The sequence below is a fragment of the Floridaenema fluviatile BLCC-F154 genome (assembly GCF_041929135.1).
Lineage (GTDB): Bacteria > Cyanobacteriota > Cyanobacteriia > Cyanobacteriales > Aerosakkonemataceae > Floridanema > Floridanema fluviatile.
Window position 1 is genome coordinate 21,052 of sequence record NZ_JBHFNS010000045.1, and the last position, 22,418, is coordinate 43,469.

The 22,418-nt window shown below is 41.1% G+C and carries 22 protein-coding genes; 6 read left to right on the forward strand and 16 right to left on the reverse strand.

Features of this window, described 5'->3' with window-relative positions:
• Positions 1-44: 44 nt before the first annotated feature.
• Entirely contained in the window at positions 45-287 is a 243-nt protein-coding gene (locus ACE1B6_RS11045; protein WP_413257278.1) for a hypothetical protein, read from the forward strand.
• A complete protein-coding gene (locus tag ACE1B6_RS11050) occupies positions 284-706 on the forward strand; it encodes a type II toxin-antitoxin system VapC family toxin (RefSeq protein ID WP_413257279.1) in 423 nt (140 codons plus the stop codon). The genes ACE1B6_RS11045 and ACE1B6_RS11050 overlap by 4 nt, the downstream gene beginning before the upstream one ends.
• A gap of 36 nt (positions 707-742) precedes the next feature.
• Here ACE1B6_RS11050 and ACE1B6_RS11055 read toward each other — a convergent pair whose 3' ends face one another.
• Positions 743-2,071 carry an O-antigen ligase family protein gene (locus ACE1B6_RS11055; protein ID WP_413257280.1) on the reverse strand — a complete coding sequence of 443 codons (1,329 nt, stop codon included), beginning with the start codon at positions 2,069-2,071 and terminating at the stop codon, positions 743-745.
• 18 nt (positions 2,072-2,089) lie between these two features.
• Positions 2,090-2,932, reverse strand: coding sequence for a YaaW family protein (locus tag ACE1B6_RS11060; RefSeq protein ID WP_413257281.1), 843 nt, complete (start codon positions 2,930-2,932; stop codon positions 2,090-2,092).
• Between the two features lie 80 nt (positions 2,933-3,012).
• Between ACE1B6_RS11060 and ACE1B6_RS11065 the strand changes: the two genes are divergently transcribed.
• Positions 3,013-4,056, forward strand: a complete 1,044-nt coding sequence (locus tag ACE1B6_RS11065) for an NAD(P)/FAD-dependent oxidoreductase (protein ID WP_413257282.1) — start codon at positions 3,013-3,015, stop codon at positions 4,054-4,056.
• 161 nt (positions 4,057-4,217) lie between these two features.
• Positions 4,218-4,949 carry a hypothetical protein gene (locus ACE1B6_RS11070; RefSeq protein WP_413257283.1) on the forward strand — a complete coding sequence of 244 codons (732 nt, stop codon included), beginning with the start codon at positions 4,218-4,220 and terminating at the stop codon, positions 4,947-4,949.
• A 32-nt stretch (positions 4,950-4,981) separates the two neighbouring features.
• On the opposite strand, the gene ACE1B6_RS11075 is transcribed toward ACE1B6_RS11070, so the two are convergent.
• From ACE1B6_RS11075 to pap, 3 genes are all read right to left on the reverse strand, one after another.
• A complete protein-coding gene (locus tag ACE1B6_RS11075; RefSeq protein WP_413257284.1) occupies positions 4,982-6,730 on the reverse strand; it encodes an ABC transporter ATP-binding protein in 1,749 nt (582 codons plus the stop codon).
• Between the two features lie 72 nt (positions 6,731-6,802).
• On the reverse strand, positions 6,803-7,939 hold the full coding sequence (locus tag ACE1B6_RS11080) for a YdcF family protein (RefSeq protein WP_413257285.1): 1,137 nt from the start codon (positions 7,937-7,939) through the stop codon (positions 6,803-6,805).
• A gap of 140 nt (positions 7,940-8,079) precedes the next feature.
• Entirely contained in the window at positions 8,080-9,567 is a 1,488-nt protein-coding gene (gene pap / locus ACE1B6_RS11085; RefSeq protein WP_413257286.1) for a polyphosphate:AMP phosphotransferase, read from the reverse strand.
• Positions 9,568-10,232: 665 nt separating this feature from the next.
• On the opposite strand from pap, the gene ACE1B6_RS11090 reads away from it, so the two are divergent.
• On the forward strand, positions 10,233-11,147 hold the full coding sequence (locus tag ACE1B6_RS11090) for a pentapeptide repeat-containing protein (RefSeq protein WP_413257287.1): 915 nt from the start codon (positions 10,233-10,235) through the stop codon (positions 11,145-11,147).
• A 93-nt stretch (positions 11,148-11,240) separates the two neighbouring features.
• Here the strand turns inward: ACE1B6_RS11090 and ACE1B6_RS11095 are convergent, their stop codons facing one another.
• On the reverse strand, positions 11,241-11,876 hold the full coding sequence (locus ACE1B6_RS11095; RefSeq protein WP_459563007.1) for a sugar transferase: 636 nt from the start codon (positions 11,874-11,876) through the stop codon (positions 11,241-11,243).
• Positions 11,877-12,505: 629 nt separating this feature from the next.
• On the opposite strand from ACE1B6_RS11095, the gene ACE1B6_RS11100 reads away from it, so the two are divergent.
• Positions 12,506-12,787: a KGG domain-containing protein gene (locus ACE1B6_RS11100; protein WP_073593807.1), complete on the forward strand. Its 282-nt coding sequence runs from the start codon at positions 12,506-12,508 to the stop codon at positions 12,785-12,787.
• A 482-nt stretch (positions 12,788-13,269) separates the two neighbouring features.
• On the opposite strand, the gene ACE1B6_RS11105 is transcribed toward ACE1B6_RS11100, so the two are convergent.
• The 10 genes from ACE1B6_RS11105 to lpxA form a co-directional block, all read right to left on the reverse strand.
• Positions 13,270-14,217 (reverse strand): F0F1 ATP synthase subunit gamma, encoded by a 948-nt coding sequence (locus tag ACE1B6_RS11105; RefSeq protein WP_413257289.1) that lies wholly within the window; start codon positions 14,215-14,217, stop codon positions 13,270-13,272.
• 185 nt (positions 14,218-14,402) lie between these two features.
• Positions 14,403-15,923, reverse strand: a complete 1,521-nt coding sequence (atpA, locus tag ACE1B6_RS11110) for a F0F1 ATP synthase subunit alpha (RefSeq protein WP_413257290.1) — start codon at positions 15,921-15,923, stop codon at positions 14,403-14,405.
• Positions 15,924-16,082: 159 nt separating this feature from the next.
• A complete protein-coding gene (gene atpH, locus ACE1B6_RS11115) occupies positions 16,083-16,634 on the reverse strand; it encodes an ATP synthase F1 subunit delta (RefSeq protein WP_413257291.1) in 552 nt (183 codons plus the stop codon).
• Positions 16,631-17,185 carry a F0F1 ATP synthase subunit B gene (locus ACE1B6_RS11120; RefSeq protein WP_459563006.1) on the reverse strand — a complete coding sequence of 185 codons (555 nt, stop codon included), beginning with the start codon at positions 17,183-17,185 and terminating at the stop codon, positions 16,631-16,633. The genes atpH and ACE1B6_RS11120 overlap by 4 nt, the downstream gene beginning before the upstream one ends.
• Before the next feature lie 177 nt (positions 17,186-17,362).
• Positions 17,363-17,797, reverse strand: a complete 435-nt coding sequence (locus tag ACE1B6_RS11125) for a F0F1 ATP synthase subunit B' (RefSeq protein ID WP_413257293.1) — start codon at positions 17,795-17,797, stop codon at positions 17,363-17,365.
• Between the two features lie 297 nt (positions 17,798-18,094).
• Positions 18,095-18,343, reverse strand: a complete 249-nt coding sequence (gene atpE / locus ACE1B6_RS11130; RefSeq protein ID WP_193984998.1) for an ATP synthase F0 subunit C — start codon at positions 18,341-18,343, stop codon at positions 18,095-18,097.
• 133 nt (positions 18,344-18,476) lie between these two features.
• Positions 18,477-19,238 carry a F0F1 ATP synthase subunit A gene (atpB, locus tag ACE1B6_RS11135; RefSeq protein WP_413257294.1) on the reverse strand — a complete coding sequence of 254 codons (762 nt, stop codon included), beginning with the start codon at positions 19,236-19,238 and terminating at the stop codon, positions 18,477-18,479.
• A gap of 59 nt (positions 19,239-19,297) precedes the next feature.
• A complete protein-coding gene (locus ACE1B6_RS11140) occupies positions 19,298-19,735 on the reverse strand; it encodes an ATP synthase subunit I (RefSeq protein WP_413257295.1) in 438 nt (145 codons plus the stop codon).
• Positions 19,736-20,000: 265 nt separating this feature from the next.
• Positions 20,001-21,182: a lipid-A-disaccharide synthase gene (gene lpxB / locus ACE1B6_RS11145; protein ID WP_459563008.1), complete on the reverse strand. Its 1,182-nt coding sequence runs from the start codon at positions 21,180-21,182 to the stop codon at positions 20,001-20,003.
• 82 nt (positions 21,183-21,264) lie between these two features.
• Positions 21,265-22,083, reverse strand: a complete 819-nt coding sequence (gene lpxA, locus ACE1B6_RS11150) for an acyl-ACP--UDP-N-acetylglucosamine O-acyltransferase (protein ID WP_413257298.1) — start codon at positions 22,081-22,083, stop codon at positions 21,265-21,267.
• Positions 22,084-22,418 lie beyond the last annotated feature (335 nt).

Here is a 22,418-nt window from a genome sequence, read left to right on the forward strand (position 1 = left end):
CTTTTGTCTAAGGTTAGAACACTAAATGTTTCCCCAGGTGAAATATGACACAAGCCGTTAATAACGAACAACTAATGATCGATGAATTTAAAAAATTATCGATCGATCAACAGCAGGAAGTTATTAATTTTATGCAATTTTTGCAATTTAAATCCCAAAAAGATGCAGCAGAAACACGACCTATTTCTGCTTATGAAGCAGCCCAACAGTGGGCGGGATGTGTTGATAGTGGATTGGGCGATCTTTCTACTAATAAAGCTTATCTAGAAGGATTTGGTAAAGAATGAAGACCAAGGTGATTTTAGATACAAGTCCCTTAGTTGCTTTTATTGATAAAGGAGATAACTTCCATCATTGGACGAAAGAAACTTGGAAAAATCTAGCAATACCTTTATTTACTTGTGAAGCTGTAATTTCTGAAGCGTGTTTTTTACTACGGCGAACTTACGGCGGACAAGATGCAGTTATGTCAATGTTGGAGGCTGGAGTAATTACAATATCACTTCATCTTGATGATGAAATAGGAAGTATTTGCCAGTTAATGAAGAGATATCAGAATGTACCAATGTCGTTAGCTGATGCTTGTTTAGTCAGGATGAGTGAGTTAATAGAAGGCAGTTCCGTATTAACTTTGGATAGTGACTTTCGGATTTACCGGAAACATAAAAATGAGATGATTGATGTAATTATTTCTGCTGAGATCTAAACAGGATTTGCTGTGCTACCAAAAGTATCAGAGATGTTAAATATTTGAGCGATGAGAACTCACAACTCCCCAAATTCCAGCTAATAATAACCAACCTAAAGCATTAACTCTTAAATCAAACATGGTGACATCGGCGGTATTAAATAAAATACAACCGAAAAAGGCAACTAAATGACTGAAAAATATTAACTTATCGGCTAAAGTATCTGACCAATCTCTGATTAATAAAAAGGCTTTAAAGATTACCCAACCGACTAAACTACATAAGAGAATTGTGGCAGGAATGCCGATTTCTGCGGCGAACATTAAAAATAAATTGTGGGGATGTCCTAACCAAATTGGCATTTGCTCGCTGGAATATTTGCTAATATAAAGGGGGGAAAAGTTACGTAATCCCCAACCTGTTAAGGGGCGTTGTTGGGTGAGTGATAAGGCGAATTTCCATTGGGTTGAACGTAATAGGGCAATTGGTCGATCGCTAAACATTTCGTCAGAAAGCCTTCCCCAAATAAAATAGGGAACTATTTTTCTAAAAGGTTCCCGAATTGGTGAAGGTGCAAAGGCGGATAATAGGACAATTCCTGAAATTGCGCCAACCAGAAAAACTAACCAACGCCAACCTAAATATACGGCAAAAGTTAGGGCGGCGAAAACTGCGATCGCCCACCCATTGCGCGAATTTGTTAATAGTAAAGCTAGAGAATTTCCTAACAATGATAATCCTAAAAATAGGGACTGGGGACTGGGGAATGGGGACTGGGTGGTTCTTTTTTGGGGGAGGTTTTCGATTAATAGACCTAAGTTTAAAATAAAAACTACTGTGAGATAGGCGGCGAGAATGTTGGCGTACATGAAGTTAGCGGACATTCTGCTTGGGGGGTTTCCGGTGGGTGCGATCGCTAAACCCAAAAAACTTTGCACTTCGCCAACTGTTCCCCAACCTAATAATATTTGTATTAAACCAAAAATTACTACTGGAACAGAAGTAATTACTAAAATCCAGCTAATTCGCCTTAATTGGGCGGGGGTTTGAATTAATGCACTAATGCCAGTAAAAAAGATAAACTGGGGAATTAAATTGCCTAACCCTAAATAAGCTTCGGTTCGGTAATAGCCAAAACTCGATACTATCACTAACAAAACTGTGAGAATGGCAAAACCCCAAGTTAAAGGTTGACTAATAATTTGCCGATACTTTTTCCACCAAGTTCCTAAAGCTGATAAACCAAGTAACACCATTCCTATTGCTGGAATTACCGGGAAAAAAAGTAAACCCAGTTGAAACATATTCCATAAAAATTGCAGCCCTGAATCGGGATGAAAGTGAGAGGTTTTATTTTTGAAATCCAAAAGTTTTTCCTTCATCCTTCATCCTCGATCTGATTAAGCTAATTCCCAACATTCCCCACGAGTTAAACGAATTTGGGCTAAGGCAAAAATTGTGGGAATAATTCGCGCATAGTTGGTAGAAATTGCCCGCCAACCAACATCTGCAACAAACCAAGCCCACATTGCGGGGCCTAAGAATGAAAATATACCACGCACTGCGGAATATCGAGCAGCTGTGATTGCCATTCCTTTTTCCGCTGCTTGCAAAGCCATGTAACCTTGAACTTTTGTGGCTACTACTGCGCCGCCTTGAACAATAGCTTGCTTCGCCATTTGATAGGTAGTGAAATGAATGGCAAATTGACGGGCAATTTGTTGCAAAAGCATTGGTTTGACGATGGAAGTTACGGCTAAAGCACTACCACCTTTAATCAGCCAACCAAAAGGATCTTTTTGTACGGAAAGGGGTAAAGGTTGAGAAAGTTTAGATTCAGCTAATCCAACTTGTACTCTTTTGGTAATCTCATTTCGATCGCCAGCAGGTAATTCTTTCCAAGCCCGTTTTAGCAGATTGAGGAAAATTTCTGCTTCTAAGTCTGTGGTGGAAAGTTTATGGGAATAACGGATTTTGAGATAGCGACAAACTTGAATTAAAGTTTGGCGGTAGGTTACTTGCTGGGTACGCCCTCGCAATACTGTTATGCCATCTGCTGCTAAAAAACGAAATCTATTTTCAATCATTTCTAGCCAAGCTTCACGGTCTTGGCTTTGCACTTCTATGGGGTCAGGCGTGTGAATATAATCTATAGGATTAAATTTGCGGCAGAACAGAATTGCGGTAAGTTGTTGCAATTCTTCTTCTGTTGCTAACTCCAGCGCCGATCTCAACTCATCCAAAATCGAACCCTCCCAGACTAGAGATTCGTTGCTGTACCTTATTCTACTTCTATCCCTTTGAATGCGGAGTTCAGTAAGTCATGTTTGATGTGGCAATTATTGGTGCTGGTGTGGCTGGCTTGACTGTGGGGCAACAATTGCGTCAGGCTGGCTATCGGGTGGTAGTGGTGGAAAAGTCGCGTGGTGTGGGGGGAAGAGTGGCGACGCGCCGTTTATATGATACTCGCGCCGATCACGGTTTGCGCTATTTGGAAGGGAAAGGTGAATTTTTGCAGGGTTTGGTAAAGATTTTATGCGATCGCCAAGTTCTAAAACTATGGACAGATAAAATTTATCAGTTTTCACCTAACTCTCAAATTTCCACTAGCTGTTACATTGCGCCAGAAGGAATGAGTGCGGTTGCTAAGTTTTTGGCTTCTGGTTTGGAAGTTTGGTTAAATCATCGAGTTGAGTCAATTATTTTAAATAATCCAGTTTGTTGGCAATTAAATTTTGCTGCTAATAATGATGAGTTGCCCAAAAGTTTAATGGCGAAAGCGGTGGTGGTTGCTATTCCTGCGCCGCAAGCTTTGATGTTATTAGAATCTTTGATTTCTCAAGAGGTTTTGGCTAGGTTGAGGGCGATCGAATTCGATCCTTGTATTACGGTTATGGCAGGTTATTCTAGTTCTTGTCAATGCGATCGACCTGAAAAAGCAGTTGTTTTTCCTGAAAGCGATCGGTTAGCTTGGATCGGTTTAGATAGTAGTAAACGCTCAAATTCTACATCACCTGTTTTTGTGATTCAAAGTAGTGCCAAATTTGCTCAACTTTACTTAGATGCGGAAGATTTACAACTCGCTGGAAGAGAACTATTAGCGAGTGCAGCTACACATTGGTTGAGTTGGTTAGATAGTCCTGAATGGTTCCAAGTACATCGCTGGCGTTATGCTTTTCCGCGTCTTCCTTTGGCAGAAATGTTCTTGGATACTCAAACAAGTTTACCTTTAATTTGTTGTGGCGATTGGTGTGGCGGAAATTTGCTGGAAAGTGCTTTGCAGTCTGGCTTATCTACAGCGGAAAGGATTAATTCTCAATTGCAAAATCTCTCTTTACCTGGAGTTCATTTTTTCGATTCTCTTTGATTTCGGCAAGATCATCCAAAAGAAAGAGCGATCGGACAGTAGTTTAAGTTTAGATTAAAGACTGACTAAATTAAGTTTAACTATCTGTAGCAATGTTGCGTTACGCTACGCTAGCACAGCCTACAGATAGCTTGATGCGCTTAAATTTTCGAGGTTAAAAGATGATGAAACTAAAAGGATTTAACTTTTTCAATAAATTCAATTTTACCAATCAGTCAATTAGACTATTTTGCTTATTTTTAGTCACTGATATTGCTTTTATGTTGCTTCATTTGATTTATTCCTACTCTAGTTTAACTAAAAATATAGGGTTTTCTCTGGAGACAGACAGGGGATTTTCGGAAGTATTTCAGTATATTAAAGAGTATTGGATTGCCGTAATATTAGGCGTTTTAGCTGTAAGAACTGGGTTATTTTTATATGGAACTTGGTCATTATTATTCTTTTATCTTTTACTTGATGATGCAGCTGAAATTCATGAAAGATTAGGTAGTATCATCAGTAATAAATTTGCCATCCCTGGATTATTCAATTTGCGCGGACAAGATTTTGGTGAAATTGCGGTAACTGGGACAGTTGTGCTAGTTTTTTTAATATTAACTACTTTAACTTATAGATTTAGTGATTACACTTCCCGTCGAGCTTCCAAACATTTAATTATGATGATGTTTGCTCTGGCTTTCTGCGGAGTTATACTAGACTTAGTTCATATAGCAGTTAATTCTCCTGGGTTAAATCCTTGGTTAACTCTTTTAGAGGATGGCGGTGAATTAGTAGTTATGAGTTTCATTGCTTGTTATACAATTTCACTATTTGAGATTTTACAAGCAAAGACAACCAAGTTGAAAACTACGGCTGAAACTCACCCGTTGGAAGTTTTGGGAAGGAAATAATTATATTGGGGAACGGGTGAAAAACAGCTTACCTATTTCAGTAATTCTTCTAATTTTTGCTGATTCCAAAGCGATCGATATAATCCTGGTTTTTCTAGTAATTCGCTGTGAGTTCCTACTTGGACTATTTCGCCTTTATCCATGACGAAAATGCGATCGCAACTAGCAGCAGCAGACATCTGATGAGAAATAAACACTACGGTTTTACGTTCATTTCCTGAAGATAAATTTTCTAAGATTGCTGTTGCTGTTTGGTTATCTACACTAGCTAAGGCATCATCTAATATTAACACTGGTGCGTCAATTAATAATGCTCTGGCTAATGCGGAACGCTGTCTTTGTCCGCCGGAAAGGGTAATTCCTCTTTCGCCAACTAAGGTTTCATAATTTTGGGGAAAAGTAGTAATTTCTTCGTGAATTTGTGCTTGTTTGGCTGCGTTTTCTACGAATGGGTGTTCAATTACTGGATCGCCGTAGCGAATGTTATTTTTAATGGTAGTACTGAAGAGAAAACTTTCTTGGGGTACGTAAGCGATCGCATTTCGTAAATCTTGCAACCGCAAATAAGTAACATCATACCCATCTAAAAATAGGCTTCCTGGGGAAATATCTAATAACCGCGGAATCGCATTTGCTAATGTTGATTTACCCGAACCAATTGGCCCGACAATTGCTACAGTTTCTCCCGGTTCAATGGTAAAATTAATATGATTTAAAGCGGGAGTTTCTGAACCTGGATATATATATTTCAGGTTTTTTGCTACTAATTTACCTCTAACTTTTTCCTGTGGTAGAGGTACAGAGGTTGGTAGATCTTTGACTTTCGCTTCTACACTTAAAATTGCTTCGATGCGATCGACACTTACTTCTCCTCTTTGATATGCTGTAATTGTAAAACCTAACAAAGCTGTGGGGAAAACTAAGCGTTCTACATAGAGAATTAAGGCAACAAAATCTCCGATAGTAATTGTACCGTTAGCGATCGCACCTACTCCCACCCACAATAAAACCAGCAAACTTATAAAAGCCATTCCCTCAACTAAAGGAAACAAAGTAGTTCTAGTTCTAGCTAGGTTTAAATTTGCCTGCAATAGTTGATTATTTAACTCAGTAAAAGCCCGTTTTTCATTTGCTTCTTGAGCGTAAATTTTAATTAAAGAAATCCCACTCATATCTTCCTGAATTAACTCACTCAGGTTAGATAACTTTTCTTGCACTTCCAATTGTTCGCCACGCAATTTGTTACTAAATAATTGAACAATTAGTAACATGAAGGGATAAACTGCGATCGCAGCTAAACTGATAAATGGGCTAATAGTTAACATCACTGGCAAAGTCAACCCATAAGCAAATAAAGTATTTGCCAAACTCAACACCGCAAAACCCAATAACCGCCGAATATTATCTACATCACTAGTCGCCCGGTTAATAATATCCCCAGCTGTATTGCTATGAAAATAAGATGGTTCTAAAGTGAGTAAATGTTGAAAAATCTTTTGCTTTAAGTCAAATTCTACCTGTCGCCCAATCCCAAAAATTAACATTCGCGAAACAATGCGAATCACCCACATGATAGATGCCAAAATGAAAAGCACCACCACGTAACTTAAAACTTGCTTAAAGCTAAAAGTAACATTAAGTTCGTCAATAATTTTCCGAATTAGCAGGGGAATATATACCCCTAAGCTGTTGACAAAAAATAATGCTAGGATGCCCAAACTGACTTTTTTCCAGTAAGGACGGAGATAATTACCAAGTTTTCTTAATCGAGAATTAGCCATAAATATATATTAACGTTCGTAGTAGCGACTTCAGTCGTATATTCCTAAATAAAAGTACTAAAGTTCCCACTTTTAACATTTTATATTCTCAAGTGAAGGAATGGGATCGACTTCCGTAGATAACCAACCACGTAAAAAGTAATAAACTGATGTCCAAAACTCATTAATTACGCGAGTACTCAGCAATAAAGAATCTACATTAGGCATAAAATCCGAAAATTGCACTTCTCTGGCATTATTGAAAGTAATACTAATAGTATCGCATTTATCTTTTTGCGTAACTCTAAACAGAACTCTGGGAACTCCTCCGGCTTGAAATGTATAAAAAGTAGCTGGACTAGGAATTGTGGAAATTCCTAATTGGGCAAATGTTTGTCTAGCGCGTTGCATATTTAAAGCCGAAGAAATCAAAATAATTCGTTTACTCATATTGCCTTCATCTATATATTTTCGTTTAATTGCTTCGGCACTAGTACGAATATCTACGCCTGTGGGTTCAATTAAAATAGCTGATTTAGGAATACCTAAACTGTTGAGAATTCTGGCAATAGCAAAAGCTTCAGGAGGGTTAGGTTGATTAGGATTTAATCTTTGCCCGGGTCTAGGGCCAGCACTAACAATTATAGAGGCATCATTGCCTAATTTTAACTGGAGATCGTATTCTCTAGCGGCTTGCAAAATACGATCGCCCGCATCTGTCAAGTGAACCCGATTCGCTTCCAAAAACGGCTGTTGAGTTGTTGCCTGTCCCAACAATACAATAGCATCTACTTTATCTCGCCGATGCACCGCTGCTTGTAAAGCCAAAATTGAATCAGACTCAATTAATTGCACCATAAAAAAAGCAATAATCGGAATACTAAAAAACAATAAAATTCCGGTAGCAATTCTGATATAATTTTCCGCCTCTTTAGTTATTCCTCCTTTTTTAATTCCCATCAAACCAAAGAGTAACAATAAAAGAGACAATCCTAATGGTTTTAGAGGTAAAGATAAAATACTCCAAATTTGGACAACTGCTCCATTATTAGGGGTTAATAAAGCTAGAATTACTGCCAATAAAACAATTAGCGCCCCCAACCAAGCTAAATATTCCCTTGGTTTTGCTTTAACTCCCGCATCACCCTCAGCCTTCTTAAAAACTACTCGCCAAACTAACCAAACTAGCAGTACTAAAAATAATAATTGGGTTAACGTAACAAACAACATAAAAACACTGCCTCACAAATATATTTATTAGTCACTAGTCATTTGTCATTTGTCATTTGTCATTTATAGGTTTTAAAAATAATTAACAATTGGCGTTAATAACGAAAGACAAATGACAAATTACCAATGACCAATAACAATTATCTCCGTTTCAACTCTCGAACGATCGCCTGACTGACAGTTTGAATTACTTTAACACGGGCAAAGTACTTGTCATTCGCCGGAATTAAAGTCCAAGGGGCGGTAGGAGTACTAGTGCGTTGAATAGCTTGATTTACAGCTACTTCATATAAAGACCATCTTTCTCGATTGCGCCAATCTTCCTCCGTCAGTTTATACTGCTTAAATGGGTCGTTTTGCCGTTCCTCAAATCGCTTCATTTGTTCTTCTGAGCTAATATGTATCCAAAACTTCACCACAACATAGCCATCACTGGTTAACTGAGCTTCAAACTCATTAATTTCCTGATAAGCGCGTCGCCATTCATTTTCTGTCGCAAAACCTTCGACTCGTTCAACTAATACTCGACCGTACCAACTGCGATCGAAAATGCCAATAGTTCCTGCCATTGGTAAGCGTCGCCAAAAACGCCACAAATAATGATGGGCTTTTTCTTCGTCAGTGGGTGCAGCAAAGGCATTAACCTTGTAACTGCGAGGGTCGAGAATATCAGTAAGTCGCTTAATTGCCCCACCTTTTCCCGCAGCATCCCAACCTTCAAAGAGAATTAAAACCGGGATCTCATTTTCGTAAATACTTAATTGTAACTTTCGCAGTTTGACCTGTTCCCGACTGAGTTGTTTTTTGTATTCTGACTTCGACAAATTTTGGGTTAAATCTACCTGCGCTAATAAATTTGGTTCACCGGGGCTCAGATGTTCTTGGGGCGGAAGGGAAGGAGGCGGAACTTGACAGTGCAAGCGATCGAGTGCTTCCGTAATTGTCGCCACCAGTTGCGTTAAAACTTTCACCCTCGCCCAGCGTTGACAGTCACCTTCAACCAAAGTCCAGGGAGCCGAGCCAGTGCTAGTATGTATGAGCATTTCTTCGGCTAGGGCAACATACTGATCGTAGTTTTTCTCTTGTTGCCAATCTTCGGGACGCACTCGCCAAGATTCCAAAGAGTTGGAAGCGTATTTTTTCAGGCGTTTTTTCAGTTCTTTTTGGCTCAAGTGAATCCAAAATTTCGCGATCGCTACTCCATCATCCACCAACTGACGCTCAAAAGCATTAATATGCTGCATCACCATCGGTACCTGCGCCGCTTCTACCCGTTCAAACAACCGATCTTCCAGTACGTGAATATACCAGCTATGATAAAAAATCCCAATGCTGCCACGGGCTGGTAATTGTTTCCAAAATCTCCATAAAAAAGGATACTTCTGTTCTTCGACACTGGGAGGCCAAATTGGATGCACGGCAAAACCTCTGGGGTCCATATAGCCGACCATTTTCTTCACTAAAGCGCCTTTACCTGCCGCTGCCCAACCTTCTAAAACTACTACCATTGGTTGTTTTGTGTCCCAACAGGCTTTTTGCAGCGATCGCAATTGTCGCATTAAAGCTTCAATTTGAGTGCGATAAGTATTTTTATCTAAAGCAAGCTCGAGATCCAAAGTATCTAACATAACTTAACCACACAAAAAATCTACTAAACGCCAATACTGTCTATCTACAACCAAGAAATCAAAATATCTCTTCCTCAAGTTAACAAAAGTGATTAAAAGTACCTACTCTACAGAGCAAAGAGATAGGGATATAGGTTATTTAATTCACGCAAAACTCAAAACCCAAAACTGCCTTGAAACCTTTTGCCTTGAAGCCTTCTGTCTTTCTTCTTCTCCGTTCTCTCTGGAAAAGCAACAATTCTTTACTCTCTGCTGTTACTTTAGATCTTCCATTTGACTAGTAATTTTTGTAGAATCAGTAGTAAATATAAATTAATTGTTAAATTTGCTTGACAAAAGCTCTTTTGTATTAAATTTGGCTATTAACCCAAGCAGGGACAAATTGAAAGAAAAATCTCGTCCCTGTTCCCTTCCCTAACAAAAATGTCCCGCTCGATTACCAATAGCCTAAATTTTTTCCCAAGTCAACCAAATTAATATTTTTTAGCGATCTGTTTAAATTGAAACTTCAAAGGGAAAAATAAATTCAGTACAAAATAGAGAAGTTTTACTGGAGCAGAAATTTTATTTAGGCCGAAATACTTAAATTACTGTTCTAGACTATTACCTAACTTAAGTAAACCTACTTTCTCAGAGGAAAAATTAGCAACAGGAATTCGCAGAACATGGCTCGTCACATTATGCTCAGGCTTTATGATATGGGACACAGAGACTTCTCTGGATATGACCTGCGAGGAGTAAACTTAAGCGGAGTAACTTTAATCGGAGTAAACTTAGCCGAAGCCAATCTTACCGGAGCAAATCTTAGTAAAGCATTTCTGACTAAATCCAATCTCAGTGGTGCATTATTAAACTGGGCAGATTTAAGCTTTGTTAAGTTAAGTGAAGGTAATCTGGAAAATACCGATTTAACCAAAGCTAACCTAAATGGTGCTTTTCTAGTTAAATCAAAATTAACTAAAGCTCGACTTAGCGGTGCTAATCTTAATGCTGCTAACTTGAGAAATGCTGACTTAGCAAAAGCCAACCTTTCGGGCGCAAATTTAACTGGAATTAACCTTCGCAGTGCTAATCTTAATGGGGCAATTCTTAACTGGGCAAATTTAACTGCGGCGAGATTAAGTGGAGCTTCTTTAATAGGCGCACTTTTGCAAAACGTTAATTTTACCGGAGCTTTTCTCAACGGTGTTGATTTAACTGGAGTTGACTTAAGCGGGGTAAATTTGAGTGAAGCAAAGTTGAGTGGTGCTAATTTGCAAGGAGCAAGCTTAATCGGCACTAATTTTACACAAGCTGAACTGCGAGGAGTAAATTTTACAGGTGCAGACCTCACTAACGCCAATTTTACTCAAGCTTCCTTATCCAATGCTGAATTAAATTGGGCAAACTTAAGTCGCTCTAATTTCACTGAAGCAGATCTTAATGGTGCGAGCTTTTCAGGAGCAACATTAGATAATTGCCAGTTTCAGAAATTCACAGAATTACCAAAAAAAACTCAGCAAGTAAGATGCTTAAACACAGATATTTCCATGTTAATTGAGCATAGCAAAAATGCTGGTGTTAGACTGAAGTACTCATGAATTTGGAGCTAAACGGAACTTGACAAATCAGAACCGGAAAAACAGAAAAGCCAGAGAAAGGTGAGTATTAGCTTTCTTTGGCTTAATTATTTTTTAGTAAGCACCTTTTCTCAGAAGTACTACCTCTATAGTTTTAAGAATTAAGTAAATGTCGTAAATAGGATGCCAATTTCTTTGATAATTCAAATCCAAACCTACGACTTCTTCAAAATCTTTGATTGAAGAACGACCGCTAACTTGCCATAACCCAGTAATACCAGGTTTAACATCTAGTCTACGCCAATGATGTTCTTTGTACTGAGAAACTTCATCAAAAGTTGGCGGACGAGTACCAACTAAACTCATTTCTCCTTTTAAAACGTTCCAAAATTGCGGTAATTCATCTAAACTGGTTTTTCTCAAGAAATTCCCTACACGAGTCACGCGAGGGTCGTTTTCATTTTTAAATATCAATCCTTTAGCTTCATTTTTGACTCTGGATTTAAGAGCTTCTGCATTAGATACCATCGAACGGAATTTACGGATTTTAAAAGGTTTTCCCTGAAGTCCACATCGTTCTTGGGTGTAGAATATCGGGCCTGGGCTATCTAGCTTAATGGCGATCGCGATCGGTAAAAATACCATTGACAGAATCACTAAGCCTACAATACTGCCCACTATATCTATGAATCGTTTAATTATAGAATGAGTTGAAGGGTGAGCCACCTGATACACTCTAGAATTAAACATTTCTGGACGAACAAGCGTTGGACACAGCCCCGGTGGTGTCATCATAACTTTTTCAATCTCGATTCCCGTGAAACTACTTAGGTAACAGATTCAAATCATAAAGGCATAATTCCTAATCGGGTAGTATCACCGAACTTTCTTCTTCAAATCTTCATTGACTTTCTAGCTCACCCCAAGTATTATGAAGTTTGTATAAAGCTTTTAGTAAAATTAGGTGTCTAAGTTACAAGATAATTAGCTTACACCCCTTAGTGATAAATACACCAGTAACTATAAACACAGGTGTTAAGGGTCTGCGAGTAAGATTTTAAGGAAAATTTGGCTATTTGTCTAATATAGTTGGCTTTCACGGGGATAAAAACAACCGGAAAGCTGTTCCCTGGACTAAGTACTAATTCCACGCAAGTTACATTTCTTAGCAAACCCGACTATTTTCTTCAGAGCCGCTATCCTTTTCTACGATTAAATTATAAACAGATGGACTCCACCATAAAATCATATTCAATTTGGTAGAGTAGGCTACTAAAATAGATAATTCTGTAGTAAGAAGAGATCGTCCTCAGAACCTTTCTAGGATGTAATTAGCGACATAATCGAATTACCAGGTTTGAAAAAAGTGGAGTTTAGTCATGGCAGAAAAAAGCAAACGCGGATTCGCCTCAATGGATAAAGAGAAGCAAAGAGAAATTGCTAGTAAAGGTGGGAAAGCTGCCCATGAAAAGGGTACAGCCCATGAATTTACCCCAGAAGAGGCTAGAGAAGCGGGACGTAAAGGCGGAGAAACCGTCAGTAAAGACCGCCAACACATGGCAGAAATTGGTCGGAAAGGGGGTGAAGCAGTCAGTGAAGACCGAGAACACATGTCTGAGATTGGCAGTAAGGGCGGCAAAAATAGCCACAAAAACAAGTAGGCGATCGCTCTTCTGAATCTAACCACGCAGAACAGGGTATTCTCAATCATTTGCTGATTGAGGCTAACGCGAACATCAGGGGCATAGAAACGGGTGTAGTCAAAGAAAAGTTGTTGGGCTGATGCGGGGGCGCTCCAGACGCTCCAGACGCAAATAAACTAGAAATACACCAACAGATTTTGACGCACCCCACAAGACAGGGGGACACGAAGAATTGAAAAAAAACACAACTCAGCGCGTCGCCCTGATAAAGCTGAAATACTGCTGGGTTAGAGGGAAAAGGTAAGGATAAAATTTTATTTGTTTCTCTTTAAACATTTCCTACAGATGACTGAAACTAAGATACGGAGACTAATCTGTAGCAAAGTATTAGGGAATTGAAATTATTCCTTTCACCTTTCCCCAAAAAAAAGCGCCTGTATTTTCAGGCGCTTTCAACCAGGGGGTGGAAAACTGAAATATTAAAAATAAAGCTTTTGCTCCTAACCTAGAGCGTCTGCACCAGCGACAACTTCTAAGAGTTGCTGTGTAATTGCTGCTTGTCGTGCCTTATTGTACGACAGGGTTAATGTCCCAATCAACTCACTAGCATTATCGCTAGCATTGTTCATTGCCGTCATTCTAGCAGCCAATTCACTAGCAGCCGATTCTTGCAATGCCCGTAACAATTGGTTATTTAAATACAACGGCAACAAAGCATCAAGAATTTGTACTGGATCTTGCTCAAAGAGCATATCTCTGGGGAAACTGCGAACTTCAGTTGTTACCTTGCTCCGTTCCACCTGAAATTGACCGCCCCTAGTAGTCAAGCGGAAAATTTCATCATCTGAAGGTTCCAAACCTTGCGGATCGAGGGGTAACAAAGTTTGAATTACCGGACGAGAACTGATCAGCGAAACAAACTTGGTATAAACCAGTTCCACACGATCGACACCTTCCGACAAAAATAAAGACAACAACTCATCAGCAATAGCCGAAGCTTCTGCTGCTGTCGGAACTTGTTCTAAACCAGAGAAAGTAGCATCAATAGGTTGTTCCCGGCGTTGGAAATATTGAATCGCTTTCCGTCCTACCAGAACAAACTTGTAATCTACTCCTTCGGCTTTCAATTCCTTAGCACGGTTTTCTGCTCTTTTGATGACATTACTGTTATAACCACCACACAGACCCCGATCGCCAGTAATTACCAACAACCCAACAGAACGAACTTGCCGCTGTCTGAGCAGAGGTAAATTAGCTTCTTGAAAGCGTAACCGGGACTGTAAACCGTAGAGAACCTGAGCTAAAGCATCAGCAAAGGGACGGGTGGCAATAACTTGTTCTTGAGCACGACGCACCTTAGCTGCTGCTACCAGGCGCATCGCTTCGGTGATTTTTTTGGTGTTTTTAACCGACTTAATGCGATCGCGAATTGCTTTTAAATTAGCCATTGTCCGATTTTAGATTTTAGATTTTAGTGGATAGTAGGGACTAGGGACTAGGGACTGGGGAGAAGGGTACTGGGGTAAGGGTAGTGAAAACGGGTTTTTAGGGATGATTTTATACAATAATTTGGGATTGGTTCCCAGTTCCCAGTCCCTAGTCCCCAGTCCCCAGTCCCCAGTCCCATCTGAAATTACTTAGCCATTGCCAGGAAGTTCTTCTTAAAGTCTACGATCGCTTCCTTCAGCAAAGCTTCTGCTTCATCACCCAACTTCTTCTCGTTGCGGATCAATTCAATATACTTCGGCTTGCTAGTCTTCAAATATTCCCGCAGTCCCGCAGTGAAACCAGTCACCTTGTCTACTGGAACGTCATCTATATAACCATTCAAACCTGCGTATACCAAAGCAACTTGTTCTGCCACAGACAGAGGCGAATATTGAGGTTGCTTCAACAGTTCCCGCAACCGTTGACCCCGTGATAATTGGTCTTGAGTCGCCTTATCCAAATCGGAAGCAAACTGAGCGAAAGCCGCCAAATCATCAAACTGAGCCAATTCCAGCTTCAGTTTACCAGCAACTTGTTTCATCGCCTTAGTTTGCGCCGCCGAACCTACGCGAGATACCGAAATACCAGGGTTAATTGCCGGACGAACACCAGAGTTAAACAAATCTGTAGTCAAGAAGATCTGACCGTCGGTAATCGAAATTACATTAGTCGGAATGTAAGCAGAAACGTCACCCGCTTGAGTTTCAATGATTGGCAGAGCAGTCATACTACCACCGCCCAACTCATCATTTAGTTTAGCTGCCCGTTCCAACAAACGAGAGTGGAGATAGAAAACGTCTCCGGGATAAGCTTCCCGTCCTGGTGGACGACGCAGCAACAAGGACATTTGACGATAAGCTGCTGCTTGCTTGGAGAGGTCATCATAAATTACCAGGGTGTGTCTGCCTTTGTACATGAAGTACTCAGCCATACTTGCACCGCTATAAGGAGCCAAGTATTGTAGGGTAGCAGGGTCACTAGCGTTAGCAGCAACCACAATGGTGTAATCCATTGCGCCGCCTTCTTGCAGTTTTTGTACCACGTTAGCAACGGTGGAAGCTTTTTGACCGATCGCTACATAAACACAAACCACATTCTCTTCTTTTTGGTTGAGGATGGTATCAATTGCGATCGCAGTTTTTCCAGTTTGACGGTCGCCAATGATTAACTCCCGTTGTCCCCGACCTACAGGAATCATCGCATCGATCGCGGTAATCCCAGTTTGCAGCGGCTCACAAACCGACTTCCGAGCTACGATACCTGGTGCTGGAGATTCAATCAAGCGAAACTCAGTATTACCCAAATCGCCTTTACCATCGATCGGACGACCCAGCGCATCTACAACTCTACCAATCAGAGAATCCCCTACGGGTACCTGAGCGATTTTACCAGTAGCCTTAACCGTGCTACCCTCTTGAATTTCCCGACCTTCGCCCATCAACACCGCACCCACGTTGTCCTGTTCCAAGTTCAACGCAATGCCAATAGTGCCATCTTCAAACTCTAACAGTTCCCCAGACATGACCTTATCCAAGCCATAAATCCGAGCGATCCCGTCTCCCACTTGCAATACTGTGCCAACATTGGTGACATCAACACTTTGGTCGTACTGCTCAATCTGCTGGCGAATAATGTTGCTAATTTCGTCTGGTCTGATACTGATCATGGAAGTCTTATTTGTTAGTTGTTACTTACTTCAGTTAAAAACGAGTGGATAGTTTTTAGTGGATATTTTTTCACTTTTCACTATTCACCTTTCACTGTTCGGATAGTTTTTAGTGGATAGTTTTTCACCTTTCACTATTCACTATTCACTAACCACTAATTAGCTACTCAAGCGCAAAGAAATGCGACGTAATTGACCCCGCAAACTCGCATCAAACACCTGAGAACCAACTTTGATGATTACGCCACCGATGAGATCGCGATCGACCTTAGTGGCGAGTTCCACTTCTTGGGCACCTGATAGGGATTTTACCTTTTCCTTGACCGACTGTTTTTGCTCTTCGCTCAATTCCACAGCCGAAGTCACTTCAGCCAAAACCGCTTGATTAAGTTCTCTCAACCGATTTAAATACTCGCTGGCAATTGTTTCTAAAAACCCAATCCGCTTTTTATCTACCAAAAGCATCAAAAAGTTGATCATCAAAGGATGAATTTGATCCCCAACAATTTGCCGAATTACTTCCTTTCTCTTAGCAGCTGGAACCAGCGGATCGCCAAGAAACTTTTGCAAATCAGGTGAACTTTTCAACAATTCAATTAAACCCCGCGCATCTTCGCCGAACTTTTCTGTCAAGTCCTGACTTTGCGCCACAGACATCATTGCCTCTGCATAAGGTTCTGCTACTGCTTCACCAAATAAGTTTCCTTTCATTGGTTTCCTCCTAGCAGGGCAATGCTATTATTCACTAATTCTTGTTGAGCAGATTCATCCAAAACTGAAGTTAGTTGAGATTCTACTCTTTGAATTGCCAACTCGGTTACTCTTTGTCTTAACTCTGCGAGTACTCTGTCTGTTTCCGTATTCAAATCTTCGCCAGCTTTCTTCCGCAAATTTTCCACTTCCTTAGCTGCTTGAGCTAGGATAGATTCTTTAGCCGCTTGAGCAGTGGTTTCCGCTTCTTTTCTAATTCTTTCTGCTTCCGCCTGTGCTTGAGCTAACTTTTGTTGTTGATCTGCTAAAGCTTCAGCTGCTTGGCGTTGACGACCTTCCGCTTCGCCGATCGCTTCTAAAATCGCCTTCCGTCTTTCCGTCAGGATATTAGTAACGATTTTACGCCCCAAATAAAATATCACTCCAATCAGAATAGCTAGGTTAATCAGGTTGGTTTCTAATAAATTCAAATTCAGCCCAAACCCCCCTGATTCCGCTGCTTCCGAATGAGCTTCTGTTGCCAGTAATAAGAAAGTCTCCATGATACCCATTCACATCGATAGCGGCTCAGTTTCCATACATCCAGTGGATAGTTTTTAGTGGATAGTGGATAATTTGCTTCTATTCACTATTCACTATTCACTTTTCACTAAATTCGCTTTTTACTTAGAGCCTAATTTCTGACACTAAGTAAAGCCTCATTTCAGCAATGCCGAAAAGTATTTGCTTTATCTATTTGCTAGACTTGGCCCCAAAAGCTTTTCTAGAATTTGGCGACTCAAAGCATCTACTTGTTGTTCTAAAGCACTCATTGCAGCTTGTTTTTGCTCATCTATCTCTTTGCGAGTTTGCTCTAATCGAGCTTGCACTTCTGCAAGAGCCTCAGCATTTTTCTGGGCGGCGATTTTCTTCGCATCTTCTTGAGCAGCAGCAATCACACCTTGAGCTTCCCGACGGGCTACAGCTAGTTGTTCTTCGTACTGTTTTGCCAATTGTTCAGCCTTAGCCAAGCGTTCTTTTGCCTCAACCTCATTAGTGCGGATATATGCAGAGCGATCGTCTATCGCCTTAGACAAAGGCTTATAGAAAACCGCATTCAACACCGCCGCCAGCAGCAAAAACTGCACTGCCATCACAGGCAAAGTAGCGTCGAAATCAAACATTTTTTACAGTTTCAAAAACTACCAGGGAGCAAAATAAATTCAGGAAAAAATCGCTTAATTGGGTATGGAGGAATTTCAAATTACCGTTGAGAGATGGCAAATAAAATCTCAATTTCCCATCTCAACTCTCAAATTTGCCATTCCCCATTACCCATTGAGAATGGGCGGGTTTTGATTTTAATCTTATGGCTGGGTATTCCAGGCTTTTGGCTAAACCCGCTTGAGAATGGGCGGGTTTTGATTTTAATCTTATGGCTGGGTATTCCAGGCTTTTGGCTAAACCCGCCCCTACTCTGCTTAACCTGCGAAGGGGTTAGCAAACAACAACACCAAAGAAATAACCAGACCGTAAATGGTCAGAGATTCCATGAACGCTAGAGTTAACAGCAAAGTACCGCGAATCTTACCTTCAGCCTCTGGTTGACGAGCAATACCTTCCACAGCTTGTCCAGAAGCGTTACCTTGACCAATACCAGGGCCAATAGCAGCTAAACCAACAGCTAAAGCAGCAGCCAATACAGAAGCAGCAGCAACCAATGGATCCATGATGTTTTAACTTACCTTAATCTACACAACAAACAAATCAGATTTTGGGATTTTGAGCTTTGAACCAGGAATGAGAAATTTACTTCCTTGATGCCAATTCTCTCTTCCTACTCAAACTACCATTAAATGAGGACTAACCATGCTCCTCATGATGTTCTTCTCCACCATGCCCTTCCATAGCCTCATGGATATATGCCGCCGCCAGGGTAGCAAATACCAAAGCTTGAATTGCACTGGTAAACAAACCTAACGCCATAATTGGCAAAGGTACAAACAAAGGCACTAGTAGCACCAACACCCCAACTACTAGTTCATCCGCCAGAATGTTACCAAATAGACGGAAACTCAGGGAAAGCGGTTTGGTGAAATCTTCTAAAATCGCAATGGGTAATAGGACTGGTGTCGGTTCGATATATTTCCTAAAGTACCCTAAACCCCGCTTGCTAAAACCTGCGTAAAAGTACGCCAAGGAAGTTAGCAATGCTAAGGCTACTGTCGTGTTAATGTCATTAGTCGGTGCAGCTAATTCGCCTTCTGGAAGTTCTATTACTCTCCAGGGAATCAACGCGCCTGACCAATTGGACACGAAGATAAACAAAAACAGCGTGCCAATAAAGGGCACCCAAGGACGGTATTCTTTCTCACCAAGTTGGTTTTTTGCCAATCCTTGAATGAACTCCAGAACATATTCCATAAAATTCTGCATACCGCCGGGAATTCTCTGGATGTTCTTAGTAGCTAGGAATGAAGCTACCAAAAGAAGAGCAATCACGAACCAGGAGGTGAGAAAAACTTGCCCGTGTAGTTTTAAATTGCCCACTTGCCAGTAGAAATGATGACCCACTTCTAAACTAGCTAGGTGCGTAAAAGTTAAGTAATTGAAGTCACTGAGCATTTTAACCTTCAGGAAAGTTTCCCCGAAATTTAGCTTTCGAGCATCCCCGCTGACCTAATCTATCTAAGATTGGACGGCATGAGGGCTCGCACCATCTGGTATAAGAGTGCAACTTTGTATGTCAGGAATCCCAAAAATATGGGAAGAACCTGTAGCTGACTCAATTGAGTTGCTAGTATAATCAACCCAATAAATACGGCAAACCGAGACTTGCTCAGACGGCGATTTTGTGAGCCAAGCTGTTCTACATTCTTGGCTAACATCCTCAAGTAAACCACACCTGTGGACGCGCCTAGCAAATAATTTAGTCCTGTGTTCAGGTCGTAAAAAATCCAAACAGAGACAAAAATAATCGCTGTTGTCGTCAAGGTGACTATGTATAGTTCTTTTTGCAGGTTATAGTATTCCTGCATTGATTCTCTAGGTGTTTCTGCCGGAGCATCAACTTGAGAATTATCCATAGCTACAGGGGTGGATTCATGAGATGAGTCTGTCAAGGTAACGGAACTCGCAAACCAGTTCTATAATTTGACTTTGGCTTTGTTTGTAGCCAGATGAGATCATACCACGCTGCAAGTAACAATACTTAAAGAAATATGATCTTTCTTTTTTGGGGACTGGGGACTGGGGACTGGGGACTGGGGAAGTTTTGAGTTTGTAGGGGCGGGTTTAGCAGATAAATTTGTGTTCACAGTAGAAGATTTAACAACAAAACCCGCCCGTACAGAGTTTTCTTGCTCCCCTGCTCCCCCTGCTCCCCTGCTATGGTAGGAGAGTGAAGATTTCTTGGGCTGCTTTTTGGCACACTTTCCCTGCTTCCCCTAAACTTTGCCGCATTATTTGATAATCTGCCAAAATTTGGCTGCGTTTGGCGGGAGTTAACAAATTTATGGCTTCTTTGACAATATTTTCGGCTGTTGCTTGTTCTTGCAGTAGTTCGGGGACGATCGCTTTCATTAACACCAAGTTAGGTGGTGACATGAAGGGAATGGCAAATTTTAAGAGATTTTTGGCGATCCAGGCAGTAATCCGGTTAACGCGATAAATTACGACTTGAGGAACTTCTAAAAGAGCTATTTCTAAATTTACTGTGCCAGATTTGGTAATTGCTAGGTCGGCAGCGGCGATCGCTTCGATATTTTTATCAGCTACCAAGGTAATATTTAGGTTATAGTCTCGGATTGCTTGTTCGATCGGTTCCCGAAATGCTTCCAGAGAAAGGGGAATCAAAAATTTTACCTCTGGAATTTTAGCTTGCAGGATTTTCGCTGCCGCCAAGATTACTGGTAAAACATATTTAAGCTCTTGTCGTCGGGAAGCTGGCACTAAAGTAATTACCGTTTCTTCCGGCGCAATTCCCAAGCTAGCACGCGCAGCAGAGCGATTCGGAGCCCCAATCATTTTATCCAGTAACGGATGACCTACAAAACTGGCTTTTACGCCTTTTTTGCGGAAAAACTCCGCTTCTTCGGGGAAAATTGCCAGTATTAGGTCAGAATTTTTGATGATTTGTTGCGTGTCGCGATCGCTCAATGACCAGACCCAAACTTGGGGCGCAATATAATACACAACTGGTGTATTTGTCAAGTGCGATTTCCACAGGGATCGCTTCGCGAATCGAATAAAATTGCCGATCGCCAAATTCGGCCCCATATAATCGATTAAAATCACCAAATCTGGCGGATTTTCCCGTAAATACTGTTTAGCACGATTTTGGATTTGTAGAGTCGGCAAAATGTAGGGTAATGATTCCAGAATACCCACAGAGCCAATTTTGGTAGTATCGCCCAACAACTTAGCACCAGCTTGGGTCATCCGGGAACCACCCAAAGCGACAATTTCCAATTCTTGCCCTAATTTTTCCCCTTGGCGCTTTAATGCGTTAATTAATAACGCCCCTTGTAAGTCGCCAGAAACTTCACCAGTTGAAATGAAAATGCGAATCGTCATTTGTTATTTGTTATTTGTCATTTGCTACTTGTGATTTGTTCTCTTGACTAATGACTAATAACTAATCACCTTTTAACTAATTATCTTCAGTTGTTATAGCATGAGATTTACCTGGAATTGGTCCCCGACGTTTTGGTAATTGGGAGAGTTGGAGAAAGTGATATAAATGCTCGACATGAGGGCTATTGCTTAATTCTTCCAGTTCTTCGAGAGCTTGATTTAAAGTAAATCCAGAGCGATATAATAGACGGAAAGCTTTTTTAATATCCGCCATATCACTACTAGTAAAACCTGCTCTTTTTAAACCGACTAAATTAAGACTTCTGACTCGTGAAGGACTGCCTTCTACTAGCATAAAGGGTGGGACATCGCGATCGATCCGACTCATCCCGCCCACCATTGCCAAACGTCCGATATGGACAAATTGATGGATACCCAAAACACCACCAATTACCGCTTTTGACTCAATTTTGACATGACCAGCTAAAGACACCGAATTAGCAATTACTACCGAGTCTTCAATGATGCAATTATGGGCTACATGAACATAAGCCATCAGTAAGTTATCATTACCGATTACAGTAGCTTCTCCCGCATTAGTAGCACGGTTAATCGTGACATACTCGCGAATTTTGTTACCATTGCCGATTTTCACCAAACTTAGGGAGCCATCATATTTTAAATCTTGGGGTTCTAGACCGATCGCCGCCCCAGGAAAAATTTCATTACGTTCGCCAATTTCCGTCGGCCCTTCAATCACAACATGAGGGCCAATAACTGTTCCTGCACCAACTTTCACCCTCTCCCCAATTACAGCGTAAGCTCCAATTTGAACTGTAGGATGAAGTTCGGCACTAGGATGAACAACAGCAGTAGGATGGATTAAAGTAGTCATCATAGATTTCAGGCTTTAGGCTTTAGATTTTAGAGTAAATTTATAATTTGTAAATCTCCACTCTCAAAATCTTCAGTTCTCCGTACAAAAAGGCAGAAGTGGGGAGGTGGGGGGATGGGGAGGTAGGGAGGTGGGGGGATGGGGAGGTGGGGAGTAAGAGAGTTTTAAGTTATCGGCCCGGGCCCCCGGGCGCGGGGGCCCCGGGGCCCGCCGGGGGCCCGGCGCCGCGGGCCCCCGCGACCCGGAACCCAGCGGAGAGAACTTAAAACTCTCTTACTCCCCACCTCCCCATCCCCCCACCTCCCTACCTCCCCATCCCCCCACCTCCCCACTTC

Excerpts from the sequence above, each read along its gene's own strand:
- ACE1B6_RS11045 (WP_413257278.1), top strand. The coding sequence starts at position 45 with ATGACACAAGCCGTTAATAACGAACAACTAATGATCGATGAATTTAAA.
- ACE1B6_RS11050 (WP_413257279.1), top strand. The coding sequence starts at position 284 with ATGAAGACCAAGGTGATTTTAGATACAAGTCCCTTAGTTGCTTTTATT.
- ACE1B6_RS11055 (WP_413257280.1), bottom strand. The coding sequence starts at position 2,071 with ATGAAGGAAAAACTTTTGGATTTCAAAAATAAAACCTCTCACTTTCAT.
- ACE1B6_RS11065 (WP_413257282.1), top strand. The coding sequence starts at position 3,013 with ATGTTTGATGTGGCAATTATTGGTGCTGGTGTGGCTGGCTTGACTGTG.
- ACE1B6_RS11070 (WP_413257283.1), top strand. The coding sequence starts at position 4,218 with ATGATGAAACTAAAAGGATTTAACTTTTTCAATAAATTCAATTTTACC.
- ACE1B6_RS11075 (WP_413257284.1), bottom strand. The coding sequence starts at position 6,730 with ATGGCTAATTCTCGATTAAGAAAACTTGGTAATTATCTCCGTCCTTAC.
- ACE1B6_RS11080 (WP_413257285.1), bottom strand. The coding sequence starts at position 7,939 with ATGTTGTTTGTTACGTTAACCCAATTATTATTTTTAGTACTGCTAGTT.
- pap (WP_413257286.1), bottom strand. The coding sequence starts at position 9,567 with ATGTTAGATACTTTGGATCTCGAGCTTGCTTTAGATAAAAATACTTAT.
- ACE1B6_RS11090 (WP_413257287.1), top strand. The coding sequence starts at position 10,233 with ATGGCTCGTCACATTATGCTCAGGCTTTATGATATGGGACACAGAGAC.
- ACE1B6_RS11095 (WP_459563007.1), bottom strand. The coding sequence starts at position 11,876 with ATGTTTAATTCTAGAGTGTATCAGGTGGCTCACCCTTCAACTCATTCT.
- ACE1B6_RS11100 (WP_073593807.1), top strand. The coding sequence starts at position 12,506 with ATGGCAGAAAAAAGCAAACGCGGATTCGCCTCAATGGATAAAGAGAAG.
- ACE1B6_RS11105 (WP_413257289.1), bottom strand. The coding sequence starts at position 14,217 with ATGGCTAATTTAAAAGCAATTCGCGATCGCATTAAGTCGGTTAAAAAC.
- atpA (WP_413257290.1), bottom strand. The coding sequence starts at position 15,923 with ATGATCAGTATCAGACCAGACGAAATTAGCAACATTATTCGCCAGCAG.
- atpH (WP_413257291.1), bottom strand. The coding sequence starts at position 16,634 with ATGAAAGGAAACTTATTTGGTGAAGCAGTAGCAGAACCTTATGCAGAG.
- ACE1B6_RS11120 (WP_459563006.1), bottom strand. The coding sequence starts at position 17,185 with ATGGGTATCATGGAGACTTTCTTATTACTGGCAACAGAAGCTCATTCG.
- ACE1B6_RS11125 (WP_413257293.1), bottom strand. The coding sequence starts at position 17,797 with ATGTTTGATTTCGACGCTACTTTGCCTGTGATGGCAGTGCAGTTTTTG.
- atpE (WP_193984998.1), bottom strand. The coding sequence starts at position 18,343 with ATGGATCCATTGGTTGCTGCTGCTTCTGTATTGGCTGCTGCTTTAGCT.
- atpB (WP_413257294.1), bottom strand. The coding sequence starts at position 19,238 with ATGCTCAGTGACTTCAATTACTTAACTTTTACGCACCTAGCTAGTTTA.
- lpxA (WP_413257298.1), bottom strand. The coding sequence starts at position 22,083 with ATGACTACTTTAATCCATCCTACTGCTGTTGTTCATCCTAGTGCCGAA.